Below are 13,126 nucleotides of genomic sequence, written 5' to 3'. Positions count from 1 at the left end.
GATGACCACTCACGACTCTCGTACGTCGCACGTCATCGGCAGTTTCGCCGATGTGCCGCTGAAGGATCCATCTACCCCCGCCGCCACCGCGCCGACGGCCGAGGACGCGGCAGCGCACATCGAGGCCGGTGCGGCAGCGAACAACTACACCGCCGAGCAGGTCGTGTGGTCCACACCCGAGGGTATCGACGTCAAACCGGTGTACACCAAGGCCGATCGCGACGAGGCGGAAGCGCAGGGATACCCGCTGGGCAGCTACCCGGGGACCCCACCGTTCGTGCGCGGGCCGTACCCGACGATGTACGTCAACCAGCCGTGGACCATCCGGCAGTACGCCGGTTTCTCGACGGCAGCGGAATCGAATGCGTTCTATCGCCGTAATCTCGCGGCCGGACAGAAGGGCCTGTCCGTCGCGTTCGACCTCGCGACGCACCGCGGGTACGACTCGGATCATCCACGCGTGCAGGGCGACGTCGGAATGGCCGGTGTCGCCATCGATTCCATCTACGACATGCGTCAGCTGTTCGACGGCATAGATCTCGGCAGCGTGTCGGTGTCGATGACGATGAACGGCGCGGTTCTGCCGATTCTGGCGTTGTACGTCGCCGCTGCCGAGGAACAGGGTGTGCCGCCGGAGAAGTTGGCCGGCACCATCCAGAACGACATCCTCAAAGAGTTCATGGTCCGCAACACCTACATCTATCCGCCGAAGCCGTCGATGCGGATCATCTCGGACATCTTCGCGTACACGAGCGCGAAGATGCCCAAGTACAACTCCATCTCTATCTCCGGCTACCACATCCAAGAGGCAGGCGCGACAGCAGATCTGGAGCTCGCCTACACCCTGGCGGACGGCGTCGAATACATCCGCGCCGGGCTCGACGCGGGGATGGACATCGACACGTTCGCGCCCCGTCTGTCGTTCTTCTGGGCCATCGGGATGAACTTCTTCATGGAGGTCGCCAAGCTCCGCGCGGGTCGTCTCCTGTGGTCGGAACTGGTGCAGAAGTTCGAACCGAAGAGTGCGAAATCGCGTTCCTTGCGCACACATTCGCAGACTTCGGGGTGGTCGCTCACCGCTCAGGACGTGTTCAACAACGTCGCGCGCACCTGTGTGGAGGCGATGGCGGCGACGCAGGGCCACACACAGTCGTTGCACACCAACGCTCTCGACGAGGCGTTGGCGCTGCCGACGGACTTCTCCGCTCGCATCGCCCGCAACACGCAGTTGCTGATTCAGCAGGAATCCAACACCGTGCGTCCCATCGATCCGTGGGGTGGCTCGCACTACGTCGAATGGCTCACTCACCAGCTGGCCGATCGTGCGCGCGCACACATCGCGGAGGTCGAGGCCGCGGGCGGTATGGCTCGAGCCATCGGCGAGGGTATTCCGAAACTCCGCATCGAAGAGGCCGCGGCGCGGACGCAGGCTCGGATCGACTCCGGTCGGCAGCCGCTGGTGGGCGTCAACAAGTACGTCCCGGACGAGCTCGACACCATCGAGGTTCTCAAGGTCGAGAACTCGAAGGTCCGCAAGGAGCAGATCGAGAAGCTGACGCGTCTGCGCGCCGAGCGAGACAACGCGGCCGTCGAAGAGGCGCTGGCCAACCTGACCAGGGCGGCAGCGTCGTCGGAGAGTGGGCTCGAGAACAACCTTCTGCACCTGGCCATCGACGCAGCGCGCAAGATGGCCACCGTCGGGGAGATCTCCGACGCGCTGGAGAAGGTCTACGGGCGCCATCAGGCGGAAATCCGGACAATCAGTGGTGTGTATCGCGACGAAGCCGGCAAAGCGAAGAATTTGACCAAGGCCACCGAGCTGGCCCGGCAGTTCGCCGAGGACGAGGGGCGCCGTCCCCGTGTCCTGGTCTGCAAGATGGGCCAGGACGGTCACGACCGCGGTCAGAAGGTCATCGCGACGGCGTTCGCGGACATCGGATTCGACGTCGACGTCGGCCCGCTGTTCCAGACTCCGGAGGAGGTCGCACGTCAGGCGGCCGACAACGACGTCCACGTCGTCGGAGTGTCCTCGTTGGCTGCAGGCCACCTGACGTTGGTTCCCGCGCTGCGGGAAGCACTCGCGGCAGTGGACCGCCCCGACATCATGATCGTCGTCGGCGGTGTCATCCCTCCGGGTGACTTCGACGAGCTCTACGCGGCAGGCGCCGCGGCGATCTTCCCGCCGGGGACGGTCATAGCGGACGCCGCGATCGGGCTCGTGGAGAAACTGTCGGTGCAGCTGGGTCACACTCCGCCCGATGCGCCGCGCGAGGCATCTGCCTGAACATGAGTTCTCCCAACAGAGCTGGTCGCACGATCGACATCGATGCGGTCGCGAAGTCGGTACTGTCCGGCGAACGGTCGGGGTTGGCTCGTGCGATCACGCTGGTGGAGTCGACGCGAGACGACCACCGAGACCTGGCGCAGCAGCTGCTCCTGCAATTGCTGCCCAAGGCCGGTGGCTCGCATCGCGTCGGGATCACCGGCGTTCCCGGGGTGGGCAAATCGACGTTCATCGACGCACTCGGGATGTACCTGATCGACAAGGGGCATCGAGTGGCGGTGCTGGCGGTGGATCCGTCGTCGACGAGGACCGGTGGGTCGATTCTCGGTGACAAGACTCGTATGGCGAACCTGGCGGTTCAGAAGGACGCGTACATCCGGCCGTCCCCGACGTCGGGGACGCTCGGAGGAGTGGCACGGGCGACACGCGAGACGATCGTGCTCCTCGAGGCGGCAGGTTTCGATGTCATCCTCGTCGAGACCGTCGGTGTCGGGCAGTCCGAGGTCACGGTGGCCAACATGGTGGACTGCTTCGCATTCTTGACTCTCGCGCGGACCGGCGATCAGCTGCAGGGGATCAAGAAGGGCGTTCTCGAACTCGCCGACCTCGTGGCGGTCAACAAGGCCGACGGTAAACACGCGATCGAGGCGAAGAGTGCGGCGCGCGAGCTGTCGGGGGCGCTGCGGATGATCTACCCGCACGACGCGATCTGGCATCCGCCGGTCCTGACGATGAGTGCCCTCGAGAAGATCGGCCTCGACGACTTCTGGAACACGGTGCGGAAACACCAGCAGGTGTTGTCGGACGCGGGCCAGTTCGCGGAGAAGCGCCGTACCCAGCAGGTCGACTGGACCTGGACCATGGTCAACGATCAGCTGCTGCGACGACTGGCATCCAATCCGGCAGTCCGGGCGATACGAGGCGATGTCGAACGACAGGTTCGCGACGGTTCGCTCACGGCCGCCCTGGCGGCGAAGGAGATCGTCGACGCGTTCGACGGCGTCTGACCTGTCGGTCAGCGCGGGTACAGGCGTTCCGCAAGTGCGCCGACACGGTCGATCAACTGATCGAAGAAGGCCTTCGGGTCGGTGGACGTCGCGATCAGCGCATTGTTCGGTCTGCCCCACATCCCGCGTCGATCGGCGACGGTGGTTCCGCGAGTCAGCGTTCCGTTCAGTTCCACGTCCACGACGGCGGGAACGACGTCGACGATCGAGGGTTTCAGTGCCACGGCGGCTGCGAACGGATCGTGCATGTGGGCCAGGAATCCTTGATCGTGCTCTCGGTGGAATTCCATGTAGAAGCGGACGGCATCGGCGAAGTGACGCACGACGGGGTTCGACGCGGCCGATCTCGTGAAGGGCGCGTCCGATTCCGAGATGATCTCCTGCGGTGTGCTTCCGGCGCGTGCTGCGAGTCGCTCGACGTGCGAGGGATACATCTCGATGGTCTCGGTCACGTCGAGCGGGCAGACGATCGGGAGGCGATCTGCGGGTAGACCGGAGAACGCAGCGAACACCTCCGCCGCGGCTTCCGGGTCGACGGCGATGTTCCACTCACTTGTCGGTGTCGTGTTTCCCGGATGCCAGAAGGTCCCGCCCATCACGACCAGACGCTTCAGAAGCCGGGGCAGGTCGGGCTCGACACGAATGGCCGTCGCCAGGTTGGTCAGCGGTCCGGTGACCAGTCCGGTGATCTCACCCGGTCGGTCGCGGACGAGTTCCACCCAGGCCGTCGTGGCGTCTCTGTCGGAAAGAGACCGCGTAGACACGGGAAGCTCGGCGTATCCGATGCCCTGAGGTCCGTGCGTGTCCTCCGTGGTCATCAGCGGTGCGACGAGAGGCGCCTGCGCGCCCAGCGTCACCTCGATGTCCGTCGCGCGGCACAGGTCGAGCCATGCGAGGTTGTTCGCGGCAACCTGATCGACCGGGACGTTCCCTGCTGTGGACGCGATGGACAGAATGTCCGCTTCCGGGCTTGCCAATAGAGAGAGCAGCGCGAGCGAATCGTCGATACCGGTGTCGACGTCGACGATCAGGGGAACGGTCGGGCGGATGTCGGGTTGGGATTCAGGCACGGTGTCATCGTGCCTTCCGCGCGTGCGAACCGGTCGAGCCGGGGTCGTCGACACGAGATCGGGCGATGTCCGATCTGCCCGATAGATCTCAATTGTCCCTGGCGGCAACAAAATTGGCGGAACCGGTCGTTGACCTGGCGATACGTGCGGAAATCGAGCCGAGCGCACGGTTCGCGGTTTGAAGACTGGTTGTTGCTCTGGCTAACGTTGTGTAAATGACAGTCGAGCATCCGCGGTGGGGACACGACCACATCCAACATCTCAGGCGCGGTGTGTTCGCCAAACTCATGCACCGTAAACCGAGACTGACCGAGGACGGGATCACCGTCGTCGACCAGCCGATGCTCAAGCGCGCGGTCTCCGCGGCGGCGCTCGGCAACACGATGGAATGGTTCGACTTCGGTGTCTACGGCTACCTCGCCGCCACGCTGGGCAAGGTGTTCTACCCGGACGCGTCGCCTGGAGTCCAGCTGATCAGCACGTTCGCGACCTTCGCCGCGGCGTTCGTGGTCCGTCCGCTCGGTGGCCTGTTCTTCGGGCCGTTGGGCGACAGGATCGGTCGCCAGAAGGTCCTCGCGGCGACCATGATCATGATGGCGATCGGCACACTCGCCGTCGGACTCATCCCGAGTTACGCGTCCATCGGCATCTGGGCTCCGATCCTGTTGCTCGTTGCTCGACTCGTTCAGGGTTTCTCGACGGGAGGCGAGTACGGGGGAGCGACGACGTTCATCGCCGAGTACTCGCCGGACAAGAGACGCGGATTCCTGGGCAGCTGGCTCGATTTCGGAACCTTCGTGGGATACGCGATGGGGTCGGGTCTGGTGACGATCCTCAACGCCGTCCTCGGCGACGCCACGATGGTCGAATGGGGTTGGCGCATACCGTTCTTCATCGCAGGTCCCATGGGAATCATCGGGCTGTACCTACGGCTGAAGCTGGAGGACACCCCGGCTTTCCGCAAGCAACTCGACGATCACGACAACAAGGTCAAGCAGCAGGAGAGTGGAGCGCGCGAAATCGGCAAGATCTTCACCAGGCACTGGCGTGCACTGCTGATCTGCATGGGAATCGTGTTGCTGTACAACGTCACCAACTACATGGTGACGAGCTACCTGCCGACCTACTTCACCGAGGTCGTCGGTCGCAGCCAACTCAGCGCCGACCTGCTCGTGCTGTCGGCGATGGTGATCGTGGTGTCGATCATCGTCGGCGTCGGTCGGCTGACGGACTGGATCGGCCGCAAACCGGTGTTCGTGTTCGGAGCGGTGGCCCAGATCGTCCTGGCGATACCGTGTTTCCTGCTCGTTCAGCAGACCGGGTGGTTCGGCCCGCTCGTGGGATGTCTCGTTCTCGGCGTCGTGCTTGCGTGCTTCGCCGCGCCGAGTGCGTCGACGCTTCCTGCGCTCTTCCCGACGCGCGTCCGCTATGCGGCACTGTCCATCGGCTTCAATCTGTCGGTGTCGCTCTTCGGCGGCACCACACCGCTGGTGACCTCCGCGTTGGTGACCGCGACGGGAAACACGATGATTCCGGCGTTCTATCTGATCCTGACCGGCGTGATCGGTCTGGTCGCGGTCGGGTTTCTGAAGGAGTCCGCCACTCAACCTCTGGAAGGATCCCCGCCCCAGGTCGATTCGCCGAACGAGGCCAAGGAGCTGTACTCCGAGGCTTCCGCGCTGCCGGCGCCCGCCGCCTGAGCGAACGCCGGCCACGCGGTCCGTCTAGACCTTCTTGGCCCAGATCTCGAATCCGGCAGCACGTAGCCGGTTCACCAGTGCGTCACCGAGGCCGGTCGCCGGGGTGAGAACGCCCCCGCCGCCGGGCAGGTCGGCCCTGTCGTGGACCAGCGCGAGAGCGGATTCGCCCAGCATCACCGAGGTTGCCTTGTATCCGGGGTCGCCCGAGGCCTTGACTCGCGACCGGTAGTGCGCGCCGGTGGTCGTGGTGGTGTAGACATCGATCGTGAAGTGACCGTTCTCCTGCGCGGAGGGGCTCGGCCCGTCACCCGGCTTGGGCAGAATGCGGTCGAGGACGGGCTTGGGTAGGAAGGTCATACCGAGCACCATCGCGCCGAGCCCGGCGGATACCGCGCCGGCGATGACGGGCGACGCGATGGAGGATCCGACCGACATGACCTCGCGGTATCGAAACGCGGTGCCGTAGGCCCAGTCCCGCAGTGCGTTGCTTCGTCGTACGACTCGTGTGTTGTACGACGCCATGACGAACGGCGCCTTCCATCCGCGTAGGCCCGGCGCGATGTCCTTGCCGTTGACCAGCACCACGTCGGACTGGCGGCCGAGGTCCGGTTCCGTCGATCGGTCGGGGCTCAGCGAGTACGGCCGTGCTGCGAGGCGCCGGAGTGAGCCGTCCTTCTTGACTTCCTCGATCTGTGTTCGCAGCGAATCCACGGTGCCGCCGCTGACTCCACCGCGCATCGACGTGACGACCAGCGTGGTGTCGGTCAGGTCGCCTGCGTCATCCGCTGCGACGGCAGCGTGGAGCACGTGGACGCCGAGATCCGAAGGGACCGAATCGAACCCACAGGAGTGGACGATGCGTGCACCGGTGCGCCGCGCGATCTCGTGATTGGCATCGATGCTCTTGCGTGCGAACAACACCTCGCCGGTGAGGTCCACGTAGTCGGTCCCGGCCTCGGCGCACACCGTCGTCAGCGGTAGGCCGTACTTGGCGTACGGGCCGACCGTGGTGATCACGACACGGGTGCTCTCGGCGAGTGAGCGCAGCGCGTCGGTGTCGGTCGAGTCGGCTTCGACGAGCGGCCACTCGGTGGCGACACCCGGCAGTGACCGCCGTGTCGCTTCCAGCTTCTGCCGCGAACGTCCAGCGAGGGCGATTCTGGTGCCGCTCGGTGCGTGCTCGGCGAGGTACTTGGCGGTGAGGCGGCCGACGAATCCGGTGGCTCCGTAGACCACGATGTCGTAGGTGCGGTCGGTGGATGGTTGATCGGTCGGCTCGGTCGAGGTCATGTACTGGACAGTAACGCGTATCACTGACCGAGTCGAAGAACCGTCCGTGAGCGGGTGCGTAGCACCACGAACCCTGCCCAGGACGCCACCACGGTGACCGCGACCGCAACTCGGACCGCGGCGAGTGCGCTGTCCGGATAGATCACTCCGGTGAGGTACTGATCGATGAAACCGGTCGACACCAGCGCTGCGCCCCCGGAATTCACGCGCGCCCAGTTCTCCAGCGCGGTCAGCGGGCAGTCGATCCCGACGGCGACGGACGCCAGCCCCCAGGCCGCGGCGCAGGCATGCAGCCATATCGTCCGCGGCCACTTCCAGGCGACGAATCCCCCCACCACGACATAGGCGATGAAGGCAAGGTGGACCACCACGGTGACGTCGGCGATCGCCCGATACAACATGAGGGAATGGTATGCCTCAGAGCGGCCAGGTGTGGACGGGATCGCCCTCGCTCATCAGGGTCACGTAATCGGACAACATGCCCGCGAGTGCTGCCTCGCGCGTCTGTCCCGCCTTCTCGCGCGCGACGACGGCGTCGCGCTGCCAGACGGAGCCGGACCGTCGGCTCAGGCAGCGGGCTTCGACCACACCCAGATAGCGATCGCGTACGTCGGCCCCGACGCCGTATGCCGCGAGCCCGGCGTCGGCCATGGGGAGCAGCCGCCGCAGGATCAACTCCTGCGGGCTGACCCAGCCGACCTCGGGCCAGTACAGCCGAGAATCGAAGCCGCCACGCGCGGCCGAATGCAGGTTCTCGGCGGCGGCGTCGTACGACATCTGGCTCCACAGGGGGCGATCGGCGTCCGCGAGGGCGCGCACCGTGCCGTAGTAGAACGCAGCGTCGGCGAGGGTGTCGACTACGGACGGGCCGGCGGGCAGTACGCGGTTTTCGAGGCGAATGTGATGACCTCCACCGGATCGGTCGTAGATCGGCCGATTCCACCGGTACACCGTGCCGTTGTGCATGCGCAGCTCCGACAGCGACGGCGTGCCACCGTCGGCAAGAACGGCTGTGGGGTCCTCGTCGCTGCAGACGGGGAGGAGAGCCGGAAAGTACCGCGAGTTCTCCTCGAACAGGTCGAAGATCGAGGTGATCCACCGTTCTCCGAACCAGACCCGGGGGCGTACGCCCTGATTCTTGAGCTCTTGCGGCCTGGTGTCGGTCGCCTGCTCGAACAGCGGAATCCGCGTTTCGTGCCACAATGCGCGTCCAGCCAGGAACGGTGAGTTGGCGGCGAGCGCTACCTGGACACCGGCCAGTGCCTGAGCGGCATTCCAGTAGGCGGCGAAGTTCTCGGGTGCAACCTGAAGATGGAGTTGGACGGACGTGCAGGCGGCTTCCGGCAGGATGGTGTCCGTGATCGCTCTGAGTTCCTCCGGCTCGTCCGCGCCCGGCAAGCGGACTCCACCGATGTGCAATTCGATGTCCTCGCCGCGGGCGGCGAAGATCTGCTGGTTCAGCAGGTCGTAGCGGGGGTTCGCGGACAGCCATCGATGCTCGAAGTGCTTCTCTGCCAACGTCGGCAGCATCCCGATCATGACCAGGCGGCTTCCCGATTCATGGGCACGTCGGTCCGCCTCGTTCAGTGAGCGGCGAAGATCTGCCTCGAGATCCGCGATGCTGCTGCCGGACAACGGCCTGGGAGCCACGTTGATCTCGATGTTGAACTGCCCGAGCTCGGTCTGATAATCGGGATCGGCGATGGCGTCGAGCACCTGGGCATTGGCCATCGACGGCGCCATGTTCTCGTCGACGAGGTTGAGTTCGACTTCCATGCCGATCTGTGGCTCGCCGACGTCGAACGTCTCGTCCGCGAGCATGATCGCGAGTGCGTCGAGGCAGTCCTGCACCTTCTGTCGGAATCGATGCCGGTCCTGCCGGGTGAATTTGCGCTGCTCGACATCGTCACCCATCGAAGACCACCGTCCCGTCGTGTCGCACCCCGAGGATCTCGTATATCCGTGAGTACGGCCGGGCAAACGTCGGCGAACGGGACTACCAGGGCGACGGCTGGTAGTCCTTGAGGAACTTGCCGTAGAGGTCCACGCCGAGCTCGCCCTGCACGATCGGGTCGTAGACGCGAGCTGCGCCGTCGACGAGATCCAACGGTGCGTGGAAGCCTTCGTCGGCCAGACGCATCTTCGTCGGGTGGGGTCGTTCGTCGGTGATCCAGCCGGTGTCCACAGCACTCATCAGAATTCCGTGTTCGAGCATCTCCTTGGCGCTGGTGCGCGTCAGCATGTTCAGCGCAGCCTTCGCCATGTTGGTGTGCGGATGGCCGGGGCCCTTGTAGGCGCGGCTGAACTGGCCTTCCATCGCGGAGACGTTGACGATGTACTTGCGCCGGGCGGTCGATGCCTGCATCGACGCACGCAACCTCGACACCAGAATGAACGGCGCCACCGAATTGCACAGCTGCACTTCGAGCAACTCGACAGGGTCGACCTGCTCGACCGTGTGAATCCAGCTGTTGGTTCCCGCCAGATCCGGCACCAGGCCACCGGCATCGATCGCGATACCCTTCTCGATGCGCTCGGCGGTGGCCGAACCTGCAATCAGCGCAAGGGAACTGACCGCCTCGGCCGACAGTGCCTCGCCGGACACGGCGCCCTCGTCGCTGTGTGGCAATGATTTGGCGAGTGATGCCGGATGCGCTTCGCTGGTCTTACCGAACGAAATGGTCGCGACGTCGGAACCCGCGGGTAGGGCTTCGGATTCCGCGTCGATCAGTGCGCTGTAGGAACCGGGGGAGCGCTTCACCGTCTGCGCGGCGTTGTTGACGAGAATGTCCAACGGGCCCTCCGCGGCCACCGAATCCGCCAGTGCCACCACTTGGGCCGGATCGCGGAGATCGATGCCCACGACCCGAAGACGATGCAGCCAGTCTGCGCTGTCCTCCATCGCCGAGAATCGTCGAACCGCGTCGTTCGGGAAGCGGGTCGTGATGGTGGTGTGCGCGCCGTCGCGCAACAGTCGCAGAGCGATGTACATGCCGATTTTCGCGCGCCCGCCGGTGAGCAGTGCCCGTCGCCCCGTCAAATCGGTACGCGCATCACGCTTTCCGCGATTGAACGCCGCGCACTCCGGGCACAACTGATGATAGAACGCGTCGACGAGGGTGTAGCGCTGCTTGCAGATGTAGCACGGCCGCGCGCGAATCAGCGTGCCCGCGTACTCGCCCGACGCGCGTGCCGTCAGCGCCAGTCCGGCCGTCTCGTCGTCGATACGATCCGGCGAACCGGTCGCAGTCGAGGCGACGACGGCTCGGTCGGCCTCCGACTTCGCGTTGCGCGCGGCGATACGCCGCGAGCGCTTCAAGTCCTTGAAAAGCTGACCCGAGGCTCTTTGCACGACAATGGAATCAGGATGATTTTTATCCAACGATCCGGCCTGCCTCAACACCCGTAGACACGCCTCGAGATCAGCGGGATCGATTCCCTCCGCGGTGGTCGACACGGCGTCGGACTCGGTGTCGGACGGGGTGTCGAACTCGGGGTCGTTCATCGATCTGTCCTTTCGCGCTGCGCCCACACCGTCGTCAACGCAGGCCCACAACGACATAGACCCCGATTCCGCTGGAATCGGGGTCTATGTCGTCTGTCTCAACTCAGAAATCTTGGATCGTTGCGATCCCTGGTGTCCGAGGGGGGACTTGAACCCCCACGTCCGTTAATAGGACACTAGCACCTCAAGCTAGCGCGTCTGCCATTCCGCCACTCGGACCAGATGTTGTTCAATTGTTCGCACACCCGCTCGCTGCGTGCTCGACAAAGATATAGCAAGGGTGCCCGATCGCCCAAATCCGCACGTCAGTTCGCCCGAGGCCCGAAGACTGGTGGTAGGAAAGTGGTGTGTCTTCTTCCGATAATTCACCTGTCAGTTCTGTCCGCACCACCGCGCTCGACGAGGTCGTGGACCTCGTCAGTTCGCTGATCAGATTCGACACGTCGAACACCGGCGAACTGGCGACGACCAAGGGCGAGAAGGAATGCGCCGAGTGGGTGGCGCAGAAGCTTCGGGAAGTGGGATACGAGACCGAATACGTCGAATCCGGTGCACCCGGTCGAGGTAACGTCTTCGCGACACTTCCGGGCGCGGACCCGAACCGAGGGACGTTGCTGATTCACGGTCACCTCGACGTCGTCCCGGCGGAGCCGGCGGACTGGAGCGTCCACCCGTTCTCCGGCGCGGTCGAGGACGGGTACGTCTGGGGCCGCGGCGCCGTGGACATGAAGGACATGGTCGGTATGGCACTCGCGTTGGCGCGCCAGTTCAAATCCAACGGAACGGTGCCGCCGCGCAACATCATGTTCGCGTTTCTCGCCGACGAGGAGAACGGCGGTCGGTGGGGTTCGCAGTGGCTCGTCGAGCATCGTCCCGACCTGTTCGAAGGCGTCACCGAAGCTGTCGGTGAAGTAGGCGGGTTCTCGCTGACCGTCGCCCGGCCGGACGGTACCGAGAAGCGTCTCTACATGGTCGAGACGGCGGAGAAAGGCCTCGGGTGGATGAAGTTGACCGCGAAGGCGAGGGCAGGCCACGGATCCTTCCTGCACGACGAGAACGCCGTCACCTATCTCGCGGAAGCTGTGGCGAAATTGGGCAACCACACGTTCCCTCTCGTGATCTCCGACTCGGTCGCAGAATTCCTGTCCGCGGTCGCGGAGGAGACGGGCCTCGACTTCGACCCGACGTCGCCCGACCTCGACGGCACCCTGCAGAAGCTCGGAAGCATCGCCAGGATCGTCGGTGCCACGCTTCGGGACACCGCCAACCCGACGATGCTGAAGGCCGGGTACAAGGCCAACGTGATTCCGCAGACCGCGGAAGCCATGGTCGACTGCCGTGTGGTTCCCGGTAGGCAAGCCGAGTTCGAGCGCGAGGTCGACGAGTTGATCGGCCCGAACGTCGAGCGGGAATGGGTGACCAAGCTCGACTCCTACGAGACGACGTTCGACGGGCACCTCGTCGACGCGATGAACGATGCAGTCCTCGCGCACGACGAGAACGGTCGAACCGTTCCCTACATGCTGTCCGGCGGCACCGACGCGAAGGCCTTCGCGAAGCTGGGCATCAGGTGCTTCGGTTTCGCGCCACTGAAGCTGCCGCCCGAGCTGGATTTCGCGGCACTCTTCCACGGCGTCGACGAGCGGGTACCGGTCAGTTCGCTCGAGTTCGGTACACAGGTATTGGAACACTTCTTGCTCCACAGCTGACAAGCAATATTCGAGAGGGCTGATCACGTGACGTACGACCCCTATGCATCACTCCCGTCGCTTCCCACCTTCGAGCTGACGTCCGAGGACGTCACCGACGGTGGAACTCTGGCGACGCAACAGGTCAGCGGCATCATGGGTGCAGGTGGCCACGACAACTCACCGCAACTGTCCTGGTCGGGCTTCCCCGACGGGACCAAGAGCTTCGTCGTCACCGTGTACGACCCGGACGCGCCTACCGCCTCGGGCTTCTGGCATTGGGCAGTGGCCAACATCCCGGCATCGACGACGTCGCTCGTCTCCGGCGCAGGAGACGACGGTGGCACCGGAATCCCGAGCACCGCGGTGACGCTGAAGAACGACGCGGGGCTGTTCCGCTACATCGGCGCCGCACCCCCGGCCGGTCACGGGCCGCATCGCTACATCTTCGCGGTGCACGCCGTCGACGTGGAAAGACTGGAGGTCGACGAGACCGCGACGCCGGCGTACCTCGGGTTCAACCTGTTCTCGCACGCGATCGGCAGGGCGCTGCTGACCGCTACCTACGAAGCCTGATTCAGC

At 64.8% G+C, this 13,126-nt stretch carries 10 protein-coding genes and 1 tRNA gene; 5 read left to right on the top strand and 6 right to left on the bottom strand.

Translation table 11 applies throughout. From position 1 onward, the window contains the following. Position 1: 1 nt before the first annotated feature. Both scpA and meaB read left to right on the top strand, forming a co-directional pair. Positions 2–2,284, top strand: coding sequence for a methylmalonyl-CoA mutase (gene scpA, locus BH95_RS05165; RefSeq protein ID WP_019666312.1), 2,283 nt, complete (start codon positions 2–4; stop codon positions 2,282–2,284). 2 nt (positions 2,285–2,286) lie between these two features. Further along, positions 2,287–3,291 (top strand): methylmalonyl Co-A mutase-associated GTPase MeaB, encoded by a 1,005-nt coding sequence (gene meaB / locus BH95_RS05160; protein WP_037181307.1) that lies wholly within the window; start codon positions 2,287–2,289, stop codon positions 3,289–3,291. An 8-nt stretch (positions 3,292–3,299) separates the two neighbouring features. On the opposite strand, the gene BH95_RS05155 is transcribed toward meaB, so the two are convergent. Continuing rightward, positions 3,300–4,361, bottom strand: a complete 1,062-nt coding sequence (locus BH95_RS05155) for a nucleoside hydrolase (protein ID WP_208601141.1) — start codon at positions 4,359–4,361, stop codon at positions 3,300–3,302. A 215-nt stretch (positions 4,362–4,576) separates the two neighbouring features. Here BH95_RS05155 and proP point away from each other — a divergent pair, with 215 nt between their 5' ends. Then, complete coding sequence (gene proP / locus BH95_RS05150; protein ID WP_019666309.1) at positions 4,577–6,061, top strand: glycine betaine/L-proline transporter ProP; 1,485 nt, start codon at positions 4,577–4,579, stop codon at positions 6,059–6,061. A gap of 24 nt (positions 6,062–6,085) precedes the next feature. Here the strand turns inward: proP and BH95_RS05145 are convergent, their stop codons facing one another. The 5 genes from BH95_RS05145 to BH95_RS05125 form a co-directional block, all read right to left on the bottom strand. Next, positions 6,086–7,351, bottom strand: coding sequence for a saccharopine dehydrogenase family protein (locus tag BH95_RS05145; RefSeq protein ID WP_020110087.1), 1,266 nt, complete (start codon positions 7,349–7,351; stop codon positions 6,086–6,088). Between the two features lie 20 nt (positions 7,352–7,371). Further along, positions 7,372–7,752, bottom strand: a complete 381-nt coding sequence (locus BH95_RS05140; protein WP_037181305.1) for a DUF2784 domain-containing protein — start codon at positions 7,750–7,752, stop codon at positions 7,372–7,374. A gap of 16 nt (positions 7,753–7,768) precedes the next feature. Beyond that, complete coding sequence (locus tag BH95_RS05135) at positions 7,769–9,265, bottom strand: glutamate-cysteine ligase family protein (protein ID WP_037181303.1); 1,497 nt, start codon at positions 9,263–9,265, stop codon at positions 7,769–7,771. Positions 9,266–9,347: 82 nt separating this feature from the next. Next, positions 9,348–10,856, bottom strand: a complete 1,509-nt coding sequence (locus tag BH95_RS05130; RefSeq protein ID WP_244164833.1) for an SDR family NAD(P)-dependent oxidoreductase — start codon at positions 10,854–10,856, stop codon at positions 9,348–9,350. Between the two features lie 130 nt (positions 10,857–10,986). Next, positions 10,987–11,075: transfer RNA gene (locus BH95_RS05125), tRNA-Leu, on the bottom strand. A gap of 128 nt (positions 11,076–11,203) precedes the next feature. Between BH95_RS05125 and BH95_RS05120 the strand changes: the two genes are divergently transcribed. Together BH95_RS05120 and BH95_RS05115 are read left to right on the top strand one after the other, a co-directional pair. Then, on the top strand, positions 11,204–12,565 hold the full coding sequence (locus tag BH95_RS05120) for a M20/M25/M40 family metallo-hydrolase (protein WP_080733931.1): 1,362 nt from the start codon (positions 11,204–11,206) through the stop codon (positions 12,563–12,565). Positions 12,566–12,592: 27 nt separating this feature from the next. After that, on the top strand, positions 12,593–13,120 hold the full coding sequence (locus tag BH95_RS05115; RefSeq protein WP_019666303.1) for a YbhB/YbcL family Raf kinase inhibitor-like protein: 528 nt from the start codon (positions 12,593–12,595) through the stop codon (positions 13,118–13,120). Positions 13,121–13,126: the final 6 nt, after the last annotated feature.

The organism is Rhodococcoides fascians A44A (assembly GCF_000760735.1).
Classification (GTDB): domain Bacteria; phylum Actinomycetota; class Actinomycetes; order Mycobacteriales; family Mycobacteriaceae; genus Rhodococcoides; species Rhodococcoides fascians_E.
The sequence above is the reverse complement of the archived record's forward strand: the minus strand, read 5'-3'. Positions and strand labels throughout refer to the sequence as shown.

Excerpts from the sequence above, each read along its gene's own strand:
- BH95_RS05145 (WP_020110087.1), bottom strand. The coding sequence starts at position 7,351 with ATGACCTCGACCGAGCCGACCGATCAACCATCCACCGACCGCACCTAC.
- BH95_RS05140 (WP_037181305.1), bottom strand. The coding sequence starts at position 7,752 with ATGTTGTATCGGGCGATCGCCGACGTCACCGTGGTGGTCCACCTTGCC.
- proP (WP_019666309.1), top strand. The coding sequence starts at position 4,577 with ATGACAGTCGAGCATCCGCGGTGGGGACACGACCACATCCAACATCTC.
- BH95_RS05130 (WP_244164833.1), bottom strand. The coding sequence starts at position 10,856 with ATGAACGACCCCGAGTTCGACACCCCGTCCGACACCGAGTCCGACGCC.
- meaB (WP_037181307.1), top strand. The coding sequence starts at position 2,287 with ATGAGTTCTCCCAACAGAGCTGGTCGCACGATCGACATCGATGCGGTC.
- BH95_RS05135 (WP_037181303.1), bottom strand. The coding sequence starts at position 9,265 with ATGGGTGACGATGTCGAGCAGCGCAAATTCACCCGGCAGGACCGGCAT.
- scpA (WP_019666312.1), top strand. The coding sequence starts at position 2 with ATGACCACTCACGACTCTCGTACGTCGCACGTCATCGGCAGTTTCGCC.